This is a genomic window from Caulifigura coniformis (assembly GCF_007745175.1).
GTDB lineage: Bacteria > Planctomycetota > Planctomycetia > Planctomycetales > Planctomycetaceae > Caulifigura > Caulifigura coniformis.
The window spans coordinates 5,951,764-5,973,699 of sequence record NZ_CP036271.1 but is presented as its reverse complement, the minus strand read 5'-3'; the positions used below and the strand labels follow the sequence as shown (position 1 = coordinate 5,973,699).

Sequence of the window (21,936 nt, the reverse complement as noted above, 5' to 3'; positions counted from 1 at the left end):
TTTCTGACAGCGGGCCGGGACGTTTTCGCCAGCGCGGAGGGCAAGTTGACTGTCCGGGCGGCCCCAGGGATCGCTTCGCCGGGCGATCCATTCGGAGGAGGATCACGCCGGGCGGCCTGTCGGCGGTTTTTCTTCCGAGGCGCACAATTTTTCACCGGCGACCGGCGCAATCCATGGACGTTAGAATCCGGGCATACCCAAAGTGGGTTTCCAACTGCCGCGCCGCGATCTGAAGCGAGTTCCACATGTTTCGAGTCATCCTGCTGACCGCGGCGATCCTCGCCGCGGCCCCTGCGTTTGGTCAGAACTCGGTTGACGTCACGAAAGTGACTGGAGCCCGGACGAAGGGGATCAACTTCCTCAAGACGACTCAGGCCGAAGACGGAAGCTGGACGTCACCGACGCAACCCGGCATTTCGGGCATGGTGGTCTACTCGCTGCTGGCGAGCGATGTTCCCGTGGACGATCCGGTGGTCGCGAAGGGGCTGAAGCACCTCGAATCGTTCGCCCAGGCCGACGGAGGCTTTTACGCGCCGACGACGTCGCACAAGAACTACGAGACTTCCATCATCCTGCTGGCACTGGTCGAGGCGAATCAGGACGGCCGTTACTCGCAGCAGATCGCCAGGGCCGTCGAATTCCTGAAGGGAATCCAGTGGGACGGAGTTGAGGGAGCAGCGGAAGCGGATCCGGCGTTTGGCGGACAGGGCTATGGTCGGAGCAAGCGGCCTGACCTGTCGAACACCAGTTTCTTCCTGGAAGCCCTGACTCACGCGGGCGTCTCGCAGAACGACCCGGCGTTCAAGAACGCACTCATTTTCGTCTCGCGCTGCCAGAACCTGAAGAGCGAAGCGAACAACACTCCGTTCGCTGACAAGATCAACGACGGCGGGTTCTACTACACGCCGGCCGCGGGGGGCGCATCGATGGCCGGCCCGCCGACGCCTGAAGGGGGTCTTCGTTCCTACGGCAGCATGACGTACGCAGGACTGAAGAGCATGATCTACGCGGGATTGACGAAGGACGATCCGCGTGTGAAGGCGGCATCCGACTGGATCGCGAAGTTCTACACGCTGGACGAAAACCCGGGCATGGGACAGCAGGGGCTTTACTACTACCTGCTGACCGCGACGCGCACGTTCAAGGCGCTGGGCCAGGAACAGTTCACCGATGCCAAGGGCGGGAAGCACCCCTGGCGGGTGGAGATGTCGCACCGGCTGCTGGAATTGCAGAAGCCCAACGGGAGCTGGTCGAACACGGCCGACCGCTGGTATGAAGGCGATCCGAATCTGGTGACCGCGTACAGCCTGGTCGCACTGACGACAACTCTCGACGAGACGAAGTGAACCGGCGCGGAGGTGATGGCGCTCGGGCGACCTCATGATCGTCGCCGGTTACCCACTCCAGGATTCCGTCACTCCATCGGCAATTGGAGGCGACGGGTGAACGCACCGCGCCTGGCGGCGTCATCTGGCCCTGTTTTCATCGAAGCCGGTTCCGACCGCATTCCCCTGTTGTCGGGCGCATAAACCTCATAGCTCCGGGGAACTGGTTGCGGAGGCTCTGTGACTGTCGGTTCCGAGACGACCGGCCGCATCAGGAGCGAGGCCGTGCTCAGCATCAGCCCGCCACAGACAACGAGTCCGGCAATCACGGGCGCCGCCGTCTGCCAGCTCCAGCCTGCGGAAACGACATGATCTCCCTGGGCAATGCGCCGCCGCAGCGCGGGCCAGAGAGAGTGGACGCTCTCGTAGGTCCCCGGGGCGTCAGCGACTGCCAGCGCTGACAAAGCGGACTTCACGCCGACATGCCGGCGTCGACAGCTGGGACACTGCGCCAGATGGGCCTGGATCTCCGCTTCGCGCTGCGCGTCGCCAAGGTCCTCGCCGGCATGCAGAGCGAGTTCTCGCTGTGCTTCGTGGCATTTCATGGAGCGGCCCCCTCCGATGCCGCGGCAGCAGCACGCCCGCGCCCCTGCCGCACTTCCCAGAGCTGCTGAAATCGGATCCGGGCCTCGGCCAGTCTCCAGCGGATCGTCGCCTCACGACGATTGAGAATCGCCGCGATCTCGGACGTGCTGAAGTTCTCCATGTCTCTCAAGACCAACACCACTCGATACTTCTCTGCAATCTGCGCGATGACGGCCTGGACCTCCTGGGCCGTATCCTGCTTCACCCGGGGATCCGCGACTGCGGGGTCGGGCCAGTTCTCCGTGCCGCTGTCGCTGAACAGCCAGCCCCAGATCCTCCGTCGCCGCCGGCGATGATGATCGAGGCAGAGATTGACGCCGATCCGGAACAACCAGGGACCGAAGCGACGCGCGGGATCGAACTGGTCGAGCCGCTGGTAAACGCGAAGGAATGTCTCCTGGGCGAGGTCTTCCGCCTGATCGGCATCGCGGACAAACCGGCTGATGACGCGGATCAACCGCCGTTCGTAGCGCTGTACGAGCTTTGCAAAGGAGGCTGAGGAACCCCGGCGAGCTTCTTCCACCAGTCGGGCGTCGCTGGATTGCGTTTCCAGTTCCGCTTCCGACGAGACCCGCTGATTGGTCCGGGTTGTGGTCGCCATGGTTGTCTCTCCGCTCGTTGTCGGAAGGGTCTACGCAGGCAGATGTTCCGACGCGGGCGCGATTTCGAGATTTCGCACTTCCCTGAGAGTACCTCCCCAGCAGATGGGACGCAAGTTCCAATCACGGCGACACTTACCGCTCATTGCCTGATTGGAACAGGCGGGCAGAATCCCGGTTATTCCACGGCAACGGCCGCCAGTTCCTCCGCGGCCGCCTCGACTTCGATGTGCGAAACGTTGGAAAGGCAGTCGGCAAATCCGACGAGCAAGGAGAGGTCGCACAGCTGGTTGATCCGACGCGGAACGCCGAGCGAGGTCTCCCACAGGGACGTGAAGGCCTCCCGCGAGAAGATGCCTCCGGGCGCGCCGGAGCGTTCCAGCCGCCGCAGCACGTAGTCACGTGTTTCTTCTTCCGTCAACGGCCGTAGCGACGTCCGGACGGTGATACGGTCATCGAGTGCCCCGACGCGCTGAACCTTGGGCAGCAGTTCCGGTTCGCCGACGAGAAGCATGGTGAATGTTGCGCCGGCCTCGAGCGGCAGATTCGTCAGCAGGTGAAGTGTCTGAAAGTGTTCTGGTTCGAGAAGGTGCGCCTCATCCACGATCAGGATTGGATGGCGACCGGAGCGCGCCAGTTCCGCCAGCCGAGACTCAAAACGGCGCAGGACAAGGTCGGTCCGCACGGATTCCGGGACCGGAGCCTCCGCCCCCAGTTTGGCGGCGAGATAGGCGAGCATTTCCGAGGGAGACATCTGCGGAAACACCAGACGGGCCACCGGACCGACACTCGAGCCGAGGTCCGATTCCAGGACGTGCGTGAGGAATGTTTTCCCAAGCCCGTGCCCTCCAGTCAGCAGTCCGGCGCCCTGGCGATTCTCGATCAGGTATTTCAGTTTCAGCAGCGCGGCGTGATGCGTGCGGCTGGCGAAGAAGTCCGCGACGTCGGTCGCTCCCTGAAACGCGGATCGCTCGAGTTTCCAGTAGCCTTCGTACATCGCCAATCCTTACTCAGGAGCGACCGGCCTGCGCTGGTCGCCGTCCAATCCAAATTCTTCCATTCGCGAGCCGGATGGTTCGCGGCCAGGCGCCCGCATGACTCGTCTTACCGGGGCGACGGTTCACTCGATTTCAATGCTTCCACTCAACCAGGCTCCGCGAGGCGCGCCCGTGTCGCCCGTTTCGGCGGCCCCGGTTCCCTGAACCAGTTCCACTCGTCGCCAGCGGTCAGGACGGCGCGCTTCACCGAGGGCGTGTTCCACTTCGGTCGAGAGTTCTTCTGTCGATTCGGCGGCGGCCGCCGTGATGGTGGGAACCGGATCGATATCGAGCGTCGAGGCGTCGGCGTGCCTGCGAAGCTGATGGCGCGCGAGGATCGCCTCTTCCTCAGCGAGGAGCTGCATCCGCTGCTGATACGAAGGAGGGACGACACGCTTCGCGGACGATTCGACGGAGCTCCGGCTCATAGCAAGGGGCTTCGGTCGTTCCACCGGGATTTCGACCTCCGGGGTGGCGGCCTGAGGATCCGGGGCCTGGGAACGGAACCGTCGAAACGGTCGGGGCGCGGCCTGTTCGTCGTCCCGGAGCTGAGGTCGAGCGCGATCGACCTCGACGAGGGCGAGGACCTCGTCGACCTCGGAATTCACGCCGTCGTCGGCGACTTCCAGGCTCGGCGCGTACGAGAACCCGAGCAGGAGCAGCAGTCCCGCGGCCGCTGCGCCCATCAGCATTTTCTGCCGCTGAGGCGTAAGCTGGGGCATGTCCATGGTCCGACTCCCTGGCGGCGCGAGCCGCCGGCGTGGCGACGATGTCTGGTGTCATCAGGTAGATCGGCCGCCGGTCGCGCCGCCTGAAACAACTTTGCCGCTCGCGCCGAAGAATCCGCTCAGGAGTGTTGGAACGGTCGGACTGGGAGAAAAAAGCAGGCGAAATCGTCGCCGAGAGGACGGACACGGCCCATGCCCGCTGCCGGCTCACAGTCCAGGACTACTAAATATCTGTCCACCTTCACTTCAACCGATCCCCACCGCGAAATACCATGGGGCGGAGTCAAGCGGAGGCGTTTTGAGATGAACGGATTCGGGTTCCACCCTGTCGTCAGCGACTGGTTCAGCAGTCGGTATGCCGGCCCCACGGAGCCGCAGGCCCAGGGCTGGCCGCACATCGCCGCCGGAGAGCACACCCTGATCGCTGCGCCGACCGGCAGCGGCAAGACCCTGACGGCCTTCCTCGCGGTCATTGATCGTCTCTTCAAGGAAGCGGCCGCGGGTCAACTCCGCGACGGAATGCGTGTCATTTACATCTCTCCGCTGCGCGCGCTGTCCAACGACATGCGGCGCAATCTCGAAATTCCATTGAACGAGATCTACGAGCAGGCACAGGCCGCCGGCGTCTCGGTTCCACAACTCCGGGTCGGTCTCCGAACGGGCGATACGCCTGCCAGTCAGCGGCAGGCTCTCGTCAAGAAGCCGCCGCACATCTTCGTTACCACTCCCGAATCGCTCTACCTGATGCTGACGAGCCGCCGCGGCCGCGAGGCGCTGCGGACGACCGACACGGTGATCGTCGACGAGATTCATGCGCTGGTTCGCGACAAGCGCGGCTCCCATCTCGCCCTCAGCCTGGAGCGTCTCGAGGCGCTTTGCGGCCGCCGACTGCAGCGAATCGGAATCTCTGCCACGCAAAAGCCGATCGAGCGGATGGCCGAATTCCTGGTCGGCGGCCCTGACCGGCCGTCTCCTTCAACACTCGAGGAGGCCGGGACGTGGCAGCCTTCACTGTTCGAATCTCCGGAACGGGGAGTCTCTCGCCAGGCCGGTTCCGGAAAGGCGAGCACGACGGGCGGAGTCGCCCGGACCGAAACGATCGACTCCGGAAGTGAACAGGATCTTTTCCCTCCCATTCCTTGTGCCATCGTCGATGTCGGACACGTGCGGCAGCTCGACCTGGGGATCGAAATCCCGACGAACAGCGAGCTCTCCGCGGCATGCAGTGCCGAGCAATGGTCGAGCCTGCACGAGCGGATGGTCGAACTGATCCAGTCGCACCGCAGCACGCTGATCTTTGTCAACACGCGCCGCATGGCCGAACGCGTGACGTTCGCGCTGACCCAGCTGCTCGGAGAAGACCACGTCGCCGCACATCACGGCTCGCTCTCGGCAGAATCCCGACTGACGACGGAGCAGCGACTGAAGCACGGTCAGATCAAGGCCGTGGTCGCGACGTCGTCGCTCGAGCTCGGTATCGACGTTGGCTACATCGACCTCGTGATCCAGATTGGATCGCCGGGCGCCATTGCAGCGTTTCTCCAACGGATCGGCCGGTCGGGGCATGCCCTGGGTCTCATCCCCAAAGGCCGCCTCCTCGCGATGACCCGTGACGAACTGGTCGAGTGCATGGCGCTGGTCCGGGCAGTGAAGTCGCGCCGACTGGACGTCATCCAGATTCCGGAAGCTCCGGTCGACGTCCTCGCGCAGCAGATCGTCGCCGAGTGCGCGGCCACGGAATGGGACACGGACGAGCTCTTCGCCACGCTCCGCAGGGCATATCCCTACCGCGATCTCGAGCGGAAGACGTTCGATGAGACCTTGCGGTTCCTGGCGGAGGGACTGACTTCCACGTCAGGGCGCACCCGCACGTTCCTGCATCACGATCACGTCAACCGCCGCATCCGCGGCCGCAAAGGGGCGGGGCTGACAGCCATCAACAACGGCGGAGCGATCCCGGAAGTCGACAACTATCGGGTCGTCGTCGAACCGGAGAACACCGTCGTCGGCTCCGTCGACGAAGAGTTCGCAGTCGAGAGCGCGAGCGGCGACATTTTCCTTCTCGGCAATTCGTCGTGGCAGATCATCGGCCTGCGCGGCAACGACCTGCGCGTGGCCGACGCGCATGGCGCCCCGCCGACCATTCCGTTCTGGCGCGGTGAAGCGCCGGGACGGACGTTTGAACTGTCGGAGGAAGTCTCCCGGTTGCGGAGCGACCTGGAGAAGCTTCTCACACAAGAAGGTGCGAATGGGGTCGCGACATGGGAGGGCGAGGTTCCCTTCGAGCCGGATCGGCTGAACGAGCCTGTCTCGACGAGCGAATCTGCGCAGTGGCAGAATTCAGCAGACGCCGCGTTGGATTGGCCGGCGTGCGGGGATTTCGATGCGAGCGAGTCGCAATCGACGGGAAGCCCCACGGGCGACTCGCCCTCACAGACGGCCGACCTCGATCGTGTCGTCCGGTGGCTGCTGGCTGAAACACACTGCACGACGGACGCCGCTCTGCAGGTCGCGACCTATGTGGCCTCGGAGAAGGCTGCGATCGGCCTTCTGCCGACACAGGATCGCGTCGTCTTTGAACGCTTCTTTGATGAATCGGGGGGGATGCAACTTGTCGTTCACGCTCCCTTCGGGGCACGCATCAATCGTGCGTGGGGCCTTGCGATGCGGAAACGCTTCTGCCGGTCGTTTGACTTCGAACTCCAGGCGACGGCTGACGACGACGGCTTCATTCTCTCGCTCGGGCCGCAACACAGCTTTCCGATCGAGAGCCTGTTCCCGATGCTGCGCTGCGACAACGCCTACAAGCTGCTCGAACAGGCAGTGATCTACGTCCCGATGTTCCAGGTCCGCTGGCGGTGGAACGCGACGCGGGCGCTGTTCGTCGAGCGCCAGCGCAACGGCCAGAAAGTGCCACCGGCGATCCAGCGGTTTCGCTCCCAGGACACGATGACGGCTGTCTTCCCGAAGCTGACCGGCTGCCAGGAAGAACATACGGGGGACCATGAAATTCCCGAGCACCCGCTCGTCCAGCAGACGATGCACGACTGCCTGTACGAGGCGGTCGACCTGGCGGGCCTGATGAAAGTGCTGGAGCGCGTCGAGAAAGGGGAGATCACATTTGTCGCCCGCGACACCCGGGAACCGTCTCCCTTCACCTATGAACTCCTGAATGCGAATCCGTATGCGTTCCTCGACGGCGGCGAGGTGCAGGAACGCCGGGCCCGGGCCGTCTCGACGCGCCGGACACTCAACCCGGAAGAGCTTCGCGACCTCGGCAAGCTCGATCCGCAGGCAATCGAGACCGTCATCGGCGAAGCGCAGCCGCTCATTCGCTCGGCCGACGAACTGCACGATGTCCTCCAGTCCCGTTTCGCGGTGCGGGCGGAGTCACACTGGCAGCCATTTTATCTCCAACTGGAAAAGGCCGGCCGCGCCGCCAGCGTCACGCGGCCGGATGGGGTTCATGCCTGGGTTCCCACCGAGCGCTGGCCGGCCATCCAGACGCTGTGGAAAGGCATCGAGTCGACTCCGCCGCTCGTGGCCCCTTCCACCGTCCGCCACGACTGGGACGACGTCGAAGTCCGCGTCACGATGATCCGCGGATTCGTGGAGTCCGCCGGCCCGATGACGGCCATCGAGATTGCCGAGACTCTGGGCCTCAGCGAATCCGAAGTATTCACGGCCCTGGAAGCAATTGAAGCAGAAGGCATCGTCATCCGCGGTCAGTTCCGCGAGGGCGGTTTTCTCGAGCGTGAGCCTGAGGCCAGGGAGTTTGAGAGGGCCGATGCCCGGGCCGCGGCCAAGGCCGCCGAAGAGACGCTTGCCACTCCCCCGGCGATCTCCGGGGGGCTCAACGACAAGTCCCGGAATGTCGAATGGTGCCACCGCGCGCTCCTCAGCCGCATCCATCGGCTGACGATTGCCGGCCTGCGTCGTGATGTGCAGCCCGTCGACGCCGCGACCTACCAGCGGTTCCTCTTCCGTCATCAGGGAGTGATGACTGGCTGCCGTCGCCAGGGAGCGAATGGCCTGTTCGAAGTGGTCGGTCAGCTCCAGGGGCTTGATATTCCGACCGTCTGCTGGGAACGGGACATCCTCCCGCTGCGAGTCGAGAATTACCGCAAGGAATGGCTCGATGAGCTCTCGCTTTCCGGCGAAGTGACCTGGGGACGCCTGCATCCCCCTGCCCGCGATCCCGAGAAATCGCGACCGACGGCCAGCCTCACACGGGTGGCGCCGATCTCGCTGTTTCTCCGGGAAGACCGCGAATGGCTGGTCGAGACCGCGGGAGAAACGCGTGTGGAAGACCTCAGCTCACCTGCCCAGGAAGTCGTGGAGTTGCTGCAGGCGCGTGGCGCCATGTTTTCGACCGACATTCAAACGGCGGCGAAGCTCCTGCCGTCGCAGGTCGAAGACGTCCTCGGCGAGCTCGTAGCCCGTGGCTTCATTACGGCCGATGGTTTTTCAGGACTGCGAAACCTCGTCCGCGAATCGACGACCGGCGAGTCGGCGCTGTCCGGAGCGCCGACGATGGCCAAGCTCATTCGGAAGCGCCGTTCATCGCAGAGCGTCGGACGCTGGTCACTCTGGCGGACCAGAGGTGATGGCGAAGCTCCCGCTTCACCGCGCGCCGGAGAACGGGCATCCGATCGTCGCGGTCCGGCGGGGACCTCTTCCTCGCGAAATGAAACCGTTGAGCATTGGGCGTGGCAGCTCCTGCGCCGCTGGGGCGTCGTCTACCGCGACCTGCTCGACCGCGAGAGTGGGGCTCCGAAATGGTGGGAACTCGTCCGCGTGTATCGCCGCATGGAAGCCCGCGGCGAGATCCGTGGCGGACGATTCATCAAGGGCGTGGCCGGCGAGCAGTATTGCGCGGCCGAAACGGTCGCCACACTCCGCAAGCTCCGGGCCGATGATTCCCGATCCGAAACCGTCGTCTTCTCGGCGGCCGACCCTCTGAACCTCGCCGGCATCATTACAAGCGGGCCGCGGATTCCGGCCCAGGCGGGGAACCGCGTCGCCTATGTGAACGGCGTCCTCGCCGCCGACTGGCAAGCGGGCCGCATCACCTGGCATGCCGGCTGTACCGAAGAACTGCGGCTCCGTATTCGCGAGCGGCTGCTGAACAGCGTCGAGCCCAAACAGCGGACAAGCGTCGCCGAGACGCCCGCCCCCAGCGACGCCGTCATGATCCAGGCCGGCCCGCTCCCCCCGCCCGCTCCGCGAACCGACGCATTGAGTCCTCGCAAAGAGGCAGACCCGTTCCCGCTGGAAGGCCCGGTCCCGCCGGGACGGAACCTGCACATCCGAATCCCGAAATCGAAACCGACCCCACAGGGCTCGCCATTCCCGAAATTCTGACTGGGTCGCCCAGGGCGACGGCCTGCCGTCGCCACGCACCGGACAGGACTGGACAGCGGTTGGCCTTACTTCGCGCCCGCTGGCTTCTCTCTTCGAACACACACGGGGCTGGCCTCTTCCCAGAGCTCAGCCAGCTTCCCGTGCGTCTTCAGGAATTCATGAACCGTCTCTACCTCCGCCGTGATGATGACATCCTTATTCTGGAACCGGTGTGGAATCAGCTGCGGATTCTTCTCGAAGAACTTTGGAGCCATCAGTCTCACACGGAAGCCGTCGTTGACCCACTCGAGCTTCAGGAGGAAGCCACCGCCAGTGACTGACCGCCGGGTGGCGCTGATCACCTCAACGTCTCCGAGCTTAACGACGCGAATCACAAACGAGTCTTCCACCATGTTCCGGACTTCCACTTCCGTCGGCTCACCGCCGTCGTCAGCCCGATGCAACTCGATGGCCTTTACGACGAGCGCCTTCGAATCGGGCCCCGCGCGTTCCAGCCGCAGGATCTCGCCAACCTTGGGCGCGACGTGGACCTTCGGCGGCTCTCCCTTACCGACCGCCTGCTCCCAATCGCCAACCAGCTTCGGTTCGAACGACGCGAACTCGCCCTTCTCGCCCGCGATGTCTTTCTCGGCAACGACAAAAGAGCAGCCGGTCAAGGAGGCCAGTAAGAAGCACGCCAGCAGACGGAACATGACGTAGATCCTCGCTTAACGGAAACGAAGCCCAACGCTGCTGAGATCCACCTTCTCGATGATCTCATCGACCGATGACCGCAGCAAGTCGTTATCTCGACGAGCCGGCTCAGCGCGACTCAGTTCCGGGCAGCGTCCGCGATCGCCTGATCGCCTGGGAACAGCCGAACCGCCAGGGCGTCGATGTCGTCCTTCATTCGGGAATAGTGCAGGCCTCCCACTTCGCGTCCGTCCTTCACGAACAGCATGTGATGGCACTCGAGGCAGACCCAGACATCGCGCGTCTCGTCTCCGGCCACGAAGCTCAGCCGGAATCCCCATCTGGGCATGCAGGCCGGAACGACATTCAGCCCCTTCGGATCTGGAAGATCGTAATTGCGAGGCGATGCCAGCAACTTTTTCAGTTCGTGTCGCTCGGCCTCGCCGACGCGCACCGGCTCGGAGATCGCTTCAAAATCGTCTGTCGTCCACGAGAGCGGCTTTCCCTTGAGCTGAATTCTCGTGGCGTAAACCGTCTCGGCGTTCTCGATCGCGTTGAGAACGTCCTCGCCCCCGATCTTTTTGACGAGCCGGGCCCATTCTTCCGCCGTGGCCGGGCGGTACTTGTTCCAGCCCATCCAAGAGATGATCACCATGCAGCCGAACAGCCCGCCGTAGATCCATCCCGGAAGCTTCCGGGGCGCACTGATCCGCTCCGTCATATTTTCCGATCCTCTTCATCCGTGTCGTGCGGCGCGATCTGCCAGACCATCGGCTGGCAGGTGATTTCGTTCTTCGCGGTCACGCCGCCATCCTTCACGAATCCCAGGCGAAGATATATCGGAACTGCATGGCGCGACGAGTTCACCGTGATCCGTCCAGGGTTCCCGTTTGCCAGGGCTGTCTCCCGCAGGTGTTCCCACAGCCTTCGCGCGATGCCGCGGCCGTGATGAGTCTCGGCGACGAACAGGTGATACAAGTGCGAGTTTTCCTTCATGGCGCCGACGCCGACGATCGCGTCTCCTTCGACCGCAATGAGATACCGGAATCCGAGCGCCATCCGCTTCCGCGTTTCTTCTGCAGTCATCCCTTCCAGCAGCACCGCGGCCCCGGTGGCCGAGTAGTCGGGCGTGATGAAGTCCCTCGACAAGGCGGTGACGAGTTCGCTGATCGCCTCTGCGTCGTCGATGCGCGCCGGACGGAGCGTGATCATGGCAGTCCTTCCTCCCAGCCCCTGCGGAGAACCGACTGACGAGCCTTTGGCGAGCCGAGCGAGCGCCCGTTCGAAATCGGCAGGCGTATTGACGTTCGCGAGCGTCAGTCCATCCGGATCGACACCCGCCAGGACCGAGGGTTCGACTTCGCGCCGCTGCGACGCCTCGATCAGTCCGATCAGCGATCGCTGGCCGGCCGCGAGACGCTCCTGGATCCGCGGGATCAAGGAGGTCGAATAGGCGGCGGCGAGCGGCTGCCAGCGCCCGTCACAACGGGGAGCGGCCACTTCGGCATCCCCCAGTTCGCCGGCAATGGCGCCGATGACCCGGGACGTCAGAAACGGCATATCACATGCCGTCACAAAGCCTGCGTCGAGGCGATGCGTCTGGAGCCACTCCAGGCCTGTCAGCAGACCAACCAACGGACCGCAGTCTGGAGTTTTGTCCTGCAGAACGGCAACGCCCGGGATAGCAGGCCACTCCTGTTCTGCTCCGACGACGACCACCACCGGCTGAACCACTTCCCCCACGACGCGAACCATCCGCTCGAGCAGCGTCTCGCCACCGAAACGGAGGCCCGCCTTGGCAGTCCCCATTCGCGAACTTCGCCCGCCGGCCAGGATGATGCCGCCAATGGACAAGCTTCCGCCCCTCCTCGTGGATGTGCGCTCCGACAGACGGGAGTGGCCCGATTATGGCAGAAACGGGGCCAGTTCTCCCGATCGCTCCAACCGCGGCGGACGCTTGGTGACCAGGCAAACGGCGAGCCAGGCCAATTTCATGGCTCCTGTGCCGGCGATTGAACGGTTCTCGATTCGCGTTCGTCCGTTCATCGCCTGCGGAAGCCGGAATACGAACATTGAAGCAGTTCCAGGGCGCGTGGACCTTCGCTGTCGCGGAGGCCGGCTCCCGGGGGAGACCTGTGACGGCGAAAAACCGTCTGAAACATTGGAGTTCCGGACCTGTGACATGTGTGACGAACTTTGGTGTGCTTTTTCACTCCCTCTCGCGGGGCTGATCCCCCGCTGTCTGCGTTGCGAAAAAACGAACTCTCCACCCTGACGGGAGAGGTTGCGCAACGGGAAAAGTCTTCGCCTGCCTGAAGGGGCATTGGGCCATCACCTTCAGTCGGGAAGGTGGTTGCGTCGCATGCCGCAGCGAGATTTCGACATCGATCCGGGAAGCTTTCGCCAGCGCGGAGGGCAGGTTGCCTGTCCGGGCGGCCTCAACCGTCGCGGATGGCCGACCGGGTTCTCCCAGTCGGCCGGCGCCATTCATCACGGCTCCCTGGACGCCGCGTCCCCGGGCTCAGTTTCCCCCCAGCGCCTCACCAGACTCACTTTCACTCCCAGCTGGTCGCAGACCCGCGTGACCACGAAATCGACGAGGTCGATGATCGACTCCGCGCCGTGATAGAAACCGGGCATCGCGGGAAGGATGATGCCCCCGGCCTCGGCGATCCGCTGCATGTTGCCCAGCGCGATGAGGCTCAGGGGCGTTTCGCGCGGAACGAGGATCAGCTTCCGCCGCTCTTTCAAATGAACGTCTGCCGCCCGGTGAATCAGGTTCTGCGACATCCCATGGGAAACGGCCGCAAGGGTGCCCATCGAGCACGGGCAGATCACCATCCCGGCCGTCAGAAAGGAACCGCTGGCAATGCCAGCTCCGTAGTCGCCAAGGGGATGGAACACCGCTGATCCCGTGCGGCCGCCGGAACTCAACGGGCGCCCGAGCGTTCCCGGGCGGTCGACCGGGCGGAGCCGGTTCAACTTCTCTGCCGCCGCGCCGCCGAGAGGCAGCAACTGCTCCAGTTGCGGGTCTTTTGGGTCGGGAGAGAGGCCTAATTCTTCTTCAAAGACGCGCTGGCAGGCGCCGCTCAGAACAACATGGACGTTCTGCCCCGCCGCAAGCAGCACTTCGAGAAGACGGACACCGTAGATGGCGCCGCTGGCGCCGGTCATCGCCAGCACGACATTCTTCGGAGAGGTTTCAGCAGCGGACGGCGACACGAGACAGGGCCGGGCACAAAGGACGGGGCAAACAGATCTCTTCCTGACGACGCAGCCGCGGCCTGAGGCCGCAGTTTACCGCGCCCGTCCGACCCATGCGGCGAACAGGCTCTCGAACAGGAGCAGCCCGATCATGACCGCCGCCAGCATCCGCCACAACTCCGTTCCCTCGGCCGCAAGGCTCATCGTCTCGCCGCTGAACCTGAGCATTTTCGGAGTGAGCCTGCCGAGCATCGGGCGCAGAGTTTCGTCGTTCAGCCGTCTGGGTTCGCTGTCCCGGAAATCAGACGTCGCGGCGAACATCCTTTGCTGCGGACTTCCCCCCGGCTCGTCCCAGCCCGCGCGGTAGAACCCGGCCAGCCGAAGGTCGTCAAAAACGAGTTCCGGCGGTTGGGAGTCGCGTTTGATCCGAGGCTCCAGGACTTCGTCCGATCCGAGCCGCGTCAGACTTGCCGTCTGCGGAAGGAGATCAGCATCGAGCGGGAATCGCAATGGCTGTCCGACGATCAGGTTCTCCCAGCGGGTGATGCGGGCCGCAATCGCCTGGGCAGACAGCCGTGTCGCGAGGACGAAACTCGCTTCGGTTGGCCAGTCGCTCCACTCCCGATCGGCCGTGACGGTCCACAGGAAGACCCGTCCGAGTCCGAACCGTTTTTCGAGCAGGGCAGGCGTCTGTTTGGCGTCGTTCCACCGGGCAAGCACCCGCACCTGTGGCGAGAGGTCGCCCGGCAGGGATGTTTCCAGAATGCGTTTCGGGCGGACGCGCGAGAGCGCCTCGGGGGAAATCCGAAGGAGGGCGGCCATTGGAGAATCGGCGATCGGCTCGACCACCAGCCCGGTCGATTCGGCCTCCCGAATCTGCTCGAGCCGTGCCGGCAGGAGCCCCTGTCCATCGCGATAGAGAACGTCGTTCCAGGCCGCGGCATCGAGCGTGTCGCCGGGAAAGACCATCAGCCCCATGCCGGCATCGACAAGTTGTTCCAGTTCCTTCGCACGTTCGGGCGTCACGCGATCGACGTTCGCCAGGACGAGCACGTCCGGCGCGGCGATCGGCTGCGACAGCCACTCGGACGAAATCACCGGCGACGCCTTCCACTGCGAATTCCCGGCCGTCAACGCGAGCTGCAGGAAATCGGTTTCGCTTTCAAACGGCTTCAGTCCCGGATCGCCGTCCACAAGTGACACTTCCACCTGACGCCGAACATCGGCCGTGATGCGGAACGTGTTATCGGCGGCCAGCGTGTCGTTCGGCAATTGCAACGCGATCCGGTGCTGCCCGGCCTCGTCGAATGTCAGCATCAATGGCACGTCGACCGTTTCACCGGGCGGGATGTCGGGAAGCGTGACGGACTGCGTCGCCTCGTCGACCGTGAGCAGGGCCTGTTCGGCCTGCATTTCGTCGCGGCTGTCGTTGCGGACCTGCGCCGTGAACTTCACCTCGGTGTCGATGAGCGCCACCGGATCGGTCTGGGACAACGAAACGATCCGGCGGTTGCCTTCCGATTCCCGACCGACATCGACGATTCTCAGCGTGACCTTCTCGTCGGCCCAGCGGTCGCAGAGCGCCGCGCCGTCCGGCGACCACCCCGTTTCCCAGAGGTCCGTCACGAGCAGCACTTCCCGGATCGGAAATGGACCACCAGTCAGGTGTTCATCCGCGGCTGCCAGCGATTTCGGCCAGGCGCTGATGACGTCGCTCGGCTCGAGAGCCTTGATCTGTGAAACCAGGGTATCGACCGTTTCCAGCCGTGCGTGGCGGACGAGCGGCGCATTCATTCGCGAAGTCGTACAGACCGTCAGGCTGTCCTGCGTGCCGAGCGCGCGAACGATCTGCTCGGCCGCCTGCCGGGCACGTGCGAAGGCCGTCACTCCCTGCGACTCGTTCCCCATGCTGAGCGAATCGTCGATGACGAGCACCCTGCTGGCCCGCCCCTGGACCTTCAGGAATCCGGCGAGGTCGGTCGTCGAGCTGACGGGCCGTGCGATCGCAAAGATCAGCGCCGCGACGGCGAGCGTCCGGACAGCGAGGAGAATCCACTGCTCGATGCGCAGTCGCCGGCGATTGGCCTTGAGCGTCAGCTTCAGGTACTTCATCGGGGCCCAATCGACGCGAATGAACCGCCGTCGATTGAGCAGATGAATGATGATCGGCGCGGAGGCAAGGACAACCGCCCAGAGGAGCGCCGGAGCCAGGAAGCTCATGCCGATTCCTCCGGCTTCGATTCGCTCGTCGAAGCGGCTCCCATGCGTCCCTTGTGCTTGGCCGGCCCCCGATGGGCCCGGTCAGCCAGGTAGCCCGCCAGAGTCGCGCCGAGATCGTCCTCCGTGAGCATCCTGACGTAGTCGATGCCGCAATACTGGCAGCGCTCACGCACCTCGTCGCAGAAGGTTTTCACGGCTGCCTGGTAGGCGGCGCGGAACGACCAGGGCTCGGCGAAGAGTTCCTCCTGACCTTCGATATCCTTGAAGATGACCGACTCATTGAACGGCATCTCGATTTCGTCGCGATGCAGGATGTGCAGGAGGACAACCGCGTGTCCGCCATATTGCAGCCGGCCGAGCGATTCGTAGAGGCGGTCGAGATCGGTGAAGAGGTCGGACGCGATGACAACGAGCCCGCGTCGCGGGATCTTGTCCGCGATTTCCGAGACCACCTTCCCCAGGTCGGTTTCCCCTGCGGGCGAGATCTTCCCCAACGTGTCATCGAGCTTGGTCAACTGCGACATCGCGCCACTGGGCCTCAGCTCCTCGCGAATCGAGTTCCCGGCGGCGGCCAGTCCGACCGCATCGCGCTGCTTGAGCAGCACCGCGGCCAATGAGACGGCGGCCGTGGCGGCGACGTCGAACTTGCGCTGGCCGGCGGGGCCATAGTTCATTGATGCGGAATCGTCGATGACCATCCAGCAGCGGAGGTTCGATTCCTCTTCGAACCGCTTGATGTAGTAGCGATCCGACCGTGCGTAGGCCCGCCAGTCGAGATGCTTGAGATCATCGCCTGGGGTGTAGGTGCGGTAATCCGCGAACTCGGCCGACAAGCCATGCAGGGGACTGCGGTGCTGACCGGCAATGCCTCCCTCCATCGGCTGACCGGCTTTGAAGCCGATACGGGCGATTCGTCCGATGATGTCGGGGTTGAAGTAGCGGGGCATGATCGAGAATCAGGGCTGGAGAACCCGCTGGACCCGCCCGTCGCTGACGGCCTTGCTGTCGTAGACGGGCGTCGTTTCGACCAGCCTGCGGATGAGTGAGTCGGGCGACTGGCCATCGGCCTCGGCGTTGTAAGAGAGCACGACGCGATGCCGGAGGACGGCGGTCGCCATGGCCTGGATGTCGTCCGCGGAGACTTCAGGCCGGCCGTACAGCGCCGCGCGGGCCTTGGCGGCGAGAATCAGTGACTGGCCGCCGCGGGGACCGACTCCCCACAGGACCCACTTCTTGACGAAATCGGGAGCTTCCCCTTCGTCCTTGCGCGTGGCGCGGACGAGCGACATGACGTAGTCGATGAGCGTGTCGCTGATGGGAACTCGGCGGACGAGCGCCTGAAGTTCGAGGACTTCCTCCGCGCTGAGGACCTGCTGCGGGTCGCGGGGGACGGCGCCTGTCGTCGTTTTCAGGATCTGTCGTTCTTCATCGCGCGAGGGGTATCGCACAATGATCTTCATCAGGAAGCGGTCGAGCTGGGCCTCCGGCAGCGGGTAGGTTCCTTCCTGCTCGATCGGATTCTGCGTCGCGAGTACGAAAAACGGGCGAGGCAGAGCATGGTGATGGCCGCCGGTCGAGACGACCCGTTCCTGCATGCCCTGCAGGAGCGCGGCCTGAGTTTTCGGCGGGGTGCGGTTGATTTCGTCCGCCAGCAGGATGTTCGTAAAGATCGGCCCCTTCACGAACTTGAATTCGCGATGCCCCGATTGCCGGTCCTCGAAGATCACGTCCGTGCCGGTGATGTCGGCCGGCATGAGATCGGGCGTGAACTGGATGCGTCCGAAATCGAGAGAGAGGCTTCGCGAGAGCGTCTGCACCAGCAGCGTTTTGGCGAGGCCCGGAACCCCCTCGAGGATGCAGTGGCCGCCGGCGAGGATGCTGACCATCAGTTGCTCGACAACGACGTCCTGACCGACGACGACCGTCGCGATCTGCTCACGAATGCGTTTCTGCGCAACCGCCAGCGTTTCGAGGGCGGCGACGTCAGGCGGCGCAGACGATGGATCGTTCACATTCCACTCCCGTTAACGCTGATAGATCGGCAGAAACTTGTACGGCAACTGCAACAGCAGGCAGGCGAGCGCCGTTCCATAGACCTGCCCCACGCCATCCCCGGACCAGCTTCCATCCTGAGCCTGCTGCTTCAGGAGGGTGTCGCGAGCCGGCGGGAAATAGGCGTCCCAGTATTCGTCGCCGGCCTGGTAGAACGCCTGCGAGGCATACAGATGCAGGTAGAAATAGTGGCCGCTTTCGAACTCGTTCTGAGTTTTTTTGAACTCGTCGTGGACGTACTTGAGGCAGCTTTCGGCGAGGGGCGAATCGTAGTCGCCGGTCGAGTAAAGGCAGCAGACGGCGGCGGCGGTAATAGGGGTCCGGGTTCCGCTGCGCGAATGGTAGGAGTAGTGAATTCCACCTTCGGGCGTGCGGCAGAGCTCCAGGTACTTGGTGGCGCCTTCGATCGTCCCCTTGGGGATCGTAAACCCGGCGTTGTGGGCAGCGCGGAGCGCCTGCATCTGCGTCACGGTGACGCTTCCTTCATCGCCTGAACTGGGGGTATACATCCAGCCTCCAAGCGGGCTCTGGCCTGAGGCCGTCAGCTGAATCGCGTTCTTGATGATCCCGCCAATTCGCTCACGGTTCTTCGGGTCCTGCTCCATTCCGTGGACGCAGGCAAGAAACATGAGGGCGAAACCGTGCCCATACATGGGGCGGCCGTTCTCGGGGCCACGCGCAATCAGCCCTGTCTTCGGATCCTGCTGGTTGACGAGGAAGCTGATGCATTTACGGATCTGGTCGGCATATGGACCGCGGCTGGGCGTGCATCCATTCGCCAGGAACGCCATGCCCGCGAGGGCCGTCATGGCCGTCGGATATTCAGCGCCCCCCATGCTCGACTGAAAGCTGCCGTCGGCGTCCTGCTTCTGAGCAAGCCAGTCGAGTCCCTTCCGGACGCCTACGATCGTCTCGGGCGTGATATGGCGGGGTCGCAGGTCCTCCGCCCCCGAACGAGGCGCAATGGGCGCGGCCACGACCGCAACTGCCAGCAGCGACACCAGGCTCGCATTCCGTCGCATGACGACTCCCTGAGTTTCAGGTCAGGCCCCCCGCCCTCTACTCAATCGCAAACTCGACCTGCAGGACGATCTTCACCTTGATGTCTTCCAGCTTCGTCGTTGTGTGCTGCTCGGCGTCATCGGACGGCGGCTGGCCGTAATACATCACGTTGACGTTCGAGTTCTGGACAGCCCCCTCCCGGACCGAGACGACCCGCCCCAGCTTGACTCCCGACAGCGCCGCCAGGCGTTCCGCCTGCTCCCGGGCATCCTTGATCGCGGCCGAATAGGCATTCGCCCTGAGTTGCTTGACGTCGGCCATCCGGAACCGGGCCAGCCCGGTCGCCTGATTCAGGCGGCCGTAGTTGTAGTACTGGTTGTAGTCGAATGACGGGCCGATCGCGATTCCCGCATCTTTGCCGGCGTCGACGATCCGCACGAGCATTCCAAGCAGGTCCTCGGTCGACATCTTGTCGACCCCTTCGATCGTGATCTTCAGTGGCTCGCTCACCTGCAGGCGGGCGCTTCCCGTCCCCGGACTCCCCATCCCCTGCATGATCTGCTGCAGGGCCTGAGGGGAGAGCGTGGAATTGATGCTCACCCCGCTGCCGCTGACTTTCAGTCCCTCGATCTTCAGGTTGTCCATCGCCTCGACGGCGCGCTGGCGGTTGTCGCGATACTTGGTGATCGCATCGCTCGCCAGCTCGGCCTCGCCGGTCACCGTTCCGCTCAATTCGACGATCGAAGGCTTGCCAGTCGATTCTCCGGTTCCGGCCACGAGGATGCCCCTCGTCGTCTCGGCGGCCTGGAGGCTTCCGATGACCAGGAGAAGCGCCGCTGCCGCCGCCGACTGCATCACGGACATGCCGGATCTCCGAGACCTTCGATGTTCGCTGAACTTCATCACTGGGATTCCTTTTGGCCGGTCGCGGCCTGATCTGCCTGCGGCACGGGATACGACGTGACCGATTGCGTCGTCACCGCGACCAGCCGGTCCCCGACGACCGTCAGATGCCCGCCGCCGGACGCGAGGTCGGCCCCGCGGAAGATGTGAGTCACTTTCCCGTTCGCGCGACTGAGCTGAAAAACTCCCCGCCCGGTCAAGATCAGGATCGATTGGGGCCCGGAGACCATGCTCAGCCCGCCGGTGGTGATCGGCAGGTTCGTCGCCCAGCGCAGGGTGCGATCCTTGCGGTCGATGCAGCAGAGTTCATGGTCCATCAGGTAGACAGAATCGGCATCGATTCCAACCAGTTGCGAGGCCTCCTCCGCCGGACGTCGCCACACAACAGACGGCACGCTCGGGTCGATCGCCAGAAGCTCCCGGCCGCCGGCTTCTTTCACATACACCAGCCCATCCTGTTCCAAGAGCGCCGTTTCGGTATGCAACTGAGTGCGGCTATCCGTCTGGCCGCTGTAGTAGATCCTCCGCTGCCCCTGTGAGACATCGGGCGATCCATACGGGAGCAGCCAGCGGATCTTCCTGTCGAGGAGGTCGAATGCAGCGAGTGCTCCGTCTTCACTGGCGATGTAAACGGTTCGCCCTTTGCGAAGCAGCGCCGGCTGCGGCATCCTCTGGTAACCCGAGATTGTCGACCGTTTCCTGACCGATCCCAGTTCGGCTGTCCACTTCTGCTTGCCATCGAGGTCCAGGCAGCACATCGACAGTTTCGCATCCTGCTGTCCGTGGCTGAGTACGAGGATTTCCCCCTCCTCAATCAGCGGCTTCCCCACGAACCCCAGGCTCGAGAGCGGAGCCCCGCTGTCCATCGACTTCCATTTGACCTTTCCCGTCTCGGCCTCGAAGCAAACGAGTCGCGAGGGTTCCTGGCCGTGGTTCAGGCGCTCCACCGGCACGTGCAGTGACAGCACGATCCCGCTTCCGGTCGCAAGCCGGTAGGCCTCCGGGTTGGCTGAGTACGACATCTGTCCGAAATGCTGAGTGATATCGCCGAACTTCTGCGACCGCCAAACGAGCTTTCCACTGGCGACATCGATCGCGAACACGATGCCAAACCAGTTCGCGTAGACCCGATTGCCATCGGACGCGACGGCCGGAACAACCGTTTCAACGCCGTTGCGATAATACGAGTAGCTCCGCATGCTCGATTCACGCTGGAGGGCGGCCTTGGGCGAAAGGAACTGCATTCGCCAGGCCGGCTTCGTCTCCGCCGGCGGTGCGCCGGCGACGGAGTCTTCCTGCGTGTTTTTGACGGACGCCCGGGCGGCCTCGGCCGCCTTCAATCGGGAATGGAGATAGTCCGCCGGAGCGACGTCCTTGCCCCCCACCTTCATTTTCTGACCGGCGAAACGCTGCTCGAGCGACCGAACAATAGTTCCCAGCGTCGTGGCCTGTGCCAGTTGGGCGACCGCCAGGCCTCGCTTGAACAGAAGCCTCGCTTCCGGGACGTCGCTATCGGGATGCTTTTCGAGGACGTTCCGCCAGAATCGGTCGGCATTCTCGAAGTCGCCCCGTTCGAAGGCCGCGTCTCCGAGAAAATCGGCCGCGTTATCGCCGACGGAGGTCAGGAAAAACTCCTGATAGACCTTGTCCGCCGTTGCCAGCTGTTCCGCTCGTTTCGTACCGGGTTCGTCGACCCTGGCCCAAGTCTGCCTGGCCTTGGCCTCGTGGAACAGCCGGAAGGCGTCGCGCCCTTCAGCCGGCAGGTCGGCTACGGCGTCCCAGATCCGCTGACTGGCTGGAATGATCACCCCATCCGGGCGGGCCAGCATTCCTTTCCGCTTCTCGGCCGGAATCTCGTTGAGCGTGGCGATCGCCTTTTCCCAGGCCTTCCGTTCGACGTGCCTCTGAAAATCGCCAAACGAGTTCTGCAGCGCTTCGTCGGTCGCGACGGTGAAGCCCTGTTGCGGAGCCGATCCTTCCGCTCCTTCCATGATCATCATCTGGGCCGACACCCGGCCCGGTCCACCGATCACGAACAGGACGAGCAGCAACATCGGCCAGATGCCGCGACTGGTGAGGAGAAGCCCTCTCCCCTGTCGCCATTGCCGCATAGGAGCCCCCGTCGCATAAGCCAAGCCAGCGCCAACCACGGATCGCCAGTCTAAACGCGTCCCCCGACATTTGC

The 21,936-nt window shown here is 63.9% G+C and carries 16 protein-coding genes; 2 read left to right on the top strand and 14 right to left on the bottom strand.

Annotated features, from left to right (window positions below; translation table 11 throughout):
• Positions 1–245: 245 nt before the first annotated feature.
• A complete protein-coding gene (locus tag Pan44_RS24075) occupies positions 246–1,346 on the top strand; it encodes a prenyltransferase/squalene oxidase repeat-containing protein (RefSeq protein WP_231754150.1) in 1,101 nt (366 codons plus the stop codon).
• Between the two features lie 68 nt (positions 1,347–1,414).
• On the opposite strand, the gene Pan44_RS24070 is transcribed toward Pan44_RS24075, so the two are convergent.
• The 4 genes from Pan44_RS24070 to Pan44_RS24055 form a co-directional block, all read right to left on the bottom strand.
• Positions 1,415–1,930: a zf-HC2 domain-containing protein gene (locus Pan44_RS24070; protein ID WP_145034297.1), complete on the bottom strand. Its 516-nt coding sequence runs from the start codon at positions 1,928–1,930 to the stop codon at positions 1,415–1,417.
• Complete coding sequence (locus Pan44_RS24065) at positions 1,927–2,571, bottom strand: RNA polymerase sigma factor (protein ID WP_145034296.1); 645 nt, start codon at positions 2,569–2,571, stop codon at positions 1,927–1,929. Before Pan44_RS24065 ends, Pan44_RS24070 begins: the two co-directional genes overlap by 4 nt.
• A gap of 176 nt (positions 2,572–2,747) precedes the next feature.
• Positions 2,748–3,566 (bottom strand): ExeA family protein, encoded by an 819-nt coding sequence (locus tag Pan44_RS24060; protein ID WP_145034295.1) that lies wholly within the window; start codon positions 3,564–3,566, stop codon positions 2,748–2,750.
• Positions 3,567–3,689: 123 nt separating this feature from the next.
• Positions 3,690–4,334, bottom strand: a complete 645-nt coding sequence (locus Pan44_RS24055) for a hypothetical protein (RefSeq protein WP_145034294.1) — start codon at positions 4,332–4,334, stop codon at positions 3,690–3,692.
• A gap of 303 nt (positions 4,335–4,637) precedes the next feature.
• Between Pan44_RS24055 and Pan44_RS24050 the strand changes: the two genes are divergently transcribed.
• Positions 4,638–9,698, top strand: a complete 5,061-nt coding sequence (locus tag Pan44_RS24050; RefSeq protein ID WP_145034293.1) for a DEAD/DEAH box helicase — start codon at positions 4,638–4,640, stop codon at positions 9,696–9,698.
• 65 nt (positions 9,699–9,763) lie between these two features.
• On the opposite strand, the gene Pan44_RS24045 is transcribed toward Pan44_RS24050, so the two are convergent.
• The 10 genes from Pan44_RS24045 to Pan44_RS24000 all read right to left on the bottom strand — a co-directional run bounded on the left by Pan44_RS24045 (position 9,764) and on the right by Pan44_RS24000 (position 21,805).
• A complete protein-coding gene (locus Pan44_RS24045) occupies positions 9,764–10,390 on the bottom strand; it encodes a hypothetical protein (protein ID WP_145034292.1) in 627 nt (208 codons plus the stop codon).
• Between the two features lie 119 nt (positions 10,391–10,509).
• Complete coding sequence (locus tag Pan44_RS24040; protein WP_145034291.1) at positions 10,510–11,091, bottom strand: hypothetical protein; 582 nt, start codon at positions 11,089–11,091, stop codon at positions 10,510–10,512.
• Entirely contained in the window at positions 11,088–12,224 is a 1,137-nt protein-coding gene (locus tag Pan44_RS24035) for a GNAT family N-acetyltransferase (RefSeq protein ID WP_261342592.1), read from the bottom strand. Before Pan44_RS24035 ends, Pan44_RS24040 begins: the two co-directional genes overlap by 4 nt.
• 636 nt (positions 12,225–12,860) lie before the next feature.
• Positions 12,861–13,592 carry a UbiX family flavin prenyltransferase gene (locus Pan44_RS24030; RefSeq protein WP_145034289.1) on the bottom strand — a complete coding sequence of 244 codons (732 nt, stop codon included), beginning with the start codon at positions 13,590–13,592 and terminating at the stop codon, positions 12,861–12,863.
• 75 nt (positions 13,593–13,667) lie between these two features.
• Positions 13,668–15,794 carry a BatA domain-containing protein gene (locus tag Pan44_RS24025; protein WP_145034288.1) on the bottom strand — a complete coding sequence of 709 codons (2,127 nt, stop codon included), beginning with the start codon at positions 15,792–15,794 and terminating at the stop codon, positions 13,668–13,670.
• Positions 15,791–16,741, bottom strand: a complete 951-nt coding sequence (locus Pan44_RS24020; RefSeq protein WP_145034287.1) for a DUF58 domain-containing protein — start codon at positions 16,739–16,741, stop codon at positions 15,791–15,793. The genes Pan44_RS24025 and Pan44_RS24020 overlap by 4 nt, the downstream gene beginning before the upstream one ends.
• A 9-nt stretch (positions 16,742–16,750) precedes the next feature.
• A complete protein-coding gene (locus tag Pan44_RS24015; RefSeq protein ID WP_145034286.1) occupies positions 16,751–17,806 on the bottom strand; it encodes an AAA family ATPase in 1,056 nt (351 codons plus the stop codon).
• A gap of 12 nt (positions 17,807–17,818) precedes the next feature.
• Positions 17,819–18,868 (bottom strand): prenyltransferase/squalene oxidase repeat-containing protein, encoded by a 1,050-nt coding sequence (locus Pan44_RS24010; RefSeq protein WP_145034285.1) that lies wholly within the window; start codon positions 18,866–18,868, stop codon positions 17,819–17,821.
• 37 nt (positions 18,869–18,905) lie between these two features.
• The gene (locus tag Pan44_RS24005) at positions 18,906–19,712 is read right to left on the bottom strand and encodes an SIMPL domain-containing protein (RefSeq protein ID WP_197453613.1); all 807 of its coding nucleotides are present in this window, start codon (positions 19,710–19,712) and stop codon (positions 18,906–18,908) included.
• 38 nt (positions 19,713–19,750) lie between these two features.
• Positions 19,751–21,805, bottom strand: a complete 2,055-nt coding sequence (locus tag Pan44_RS24000) for a PQQ-binding-like beta-propeller repeat protein (RefSeq protein WP_197453612.1) — start codon at positions 21,803–21,805, stop codon at positions 19,751–19,753.
• Positions 21,806–21,936 lie beyond the last annotated feature (131 nt).

Bases quoted from the DNA above. Each gene is read 5' to 3' on its own strand.
- Pan44_RS24000 (WP_197453612.1), bottom strand. From the start codon at position 21,805: ATGTTGCTGCTCGTCCTGTTCGTGATCGGTGGACCGGGCCGGGTGTCG.
- Pan44_RS24025 (WP_145034288.1), bottom strand. From the start codon at position 15,794: ATGAGCTTCCTGGCTCCGGCGCTCCTCTGGGCGGTTGTCCTTGCCTCC.
- Pan44_RS24005 (WP_197453613.1), bottom strand. From the start codon at position 19,712: ATGTCCGTGATGCAGTCGGCGGCGGCAGCGGCGCTTCTCCTGGTCATC.
- Pan44_RS24050 (WP_145034293.1), top strand. From the start codon at position 4,638: ATGAACGGATTCGGGTTCCACCCTGTCGTCAGCGACTGGTTCAGCAGT.
- Pan44_RS24020 (WP_145034287.1), bottom strand. From the start codon at position 16,741: ATGCCCCGCTACTTCAACCCCGACATCATCGGACGAATCGCCCGTATC.
- Pan44_RS24045 (WP_145034292.1), bottom strand. From the start codon at position 10,390: ATGTTCCGTCTGCTGGCGTGCTTCTTACTGGCCTCCTTGACCGGCTGC.
- Pan44_RS24055 (WP_145034294.1), bottom strand. From the start codon at position 4,334: ATGGACATGCCCCAGCTTACGCCTCAGCGGCAGAAAATGCTGATGGGC.
- Pan44_RS24065 (WP_145034296.1), bottom strand. From the start codon at position 2,571: ATGGCGACCACAACCCGGACCAATCAGCGGGTCTCGTCGGAAGCGGAA.
- Pan44_RS24060 (WP_145034295.1), bottom strand. From the start codon at position 3,566: ATGTACGAAGGCTACTGGAAACTCGAGCGATCCGCGTTTCAGGGAGCG.
- Pan44_RS24040 (WP_145034291.1), bottom strand. From the start codon at position 11,091: ATGACGGAGCGGATCAGTGCGCCCCGGAAGCTTCCGGGATGGATCTAC.
- Pan44_RS24070 (WP_145034297.1), bottom strand. From the start codon at position 1,930: ATGAAATGCCACGAAGCACAGCGAGAACTCGCTCTGCATGCCGGCGAG.
- Pan44_RS24075 (WP_231754150.1), top strand. From the start codon at position 246: ATGTTTCGAGTCATCCTGCTGACCGCGGCGATCCTCGCCGCGGCCCCT.
- Pan44_RS24010 (WP_145034285.1), bottom strand. From the start codon at position 18,868: ATGCGACGGAATGCGAGCCTGGTGTCGCTGCTGGCAGTTGCGGTCGTG.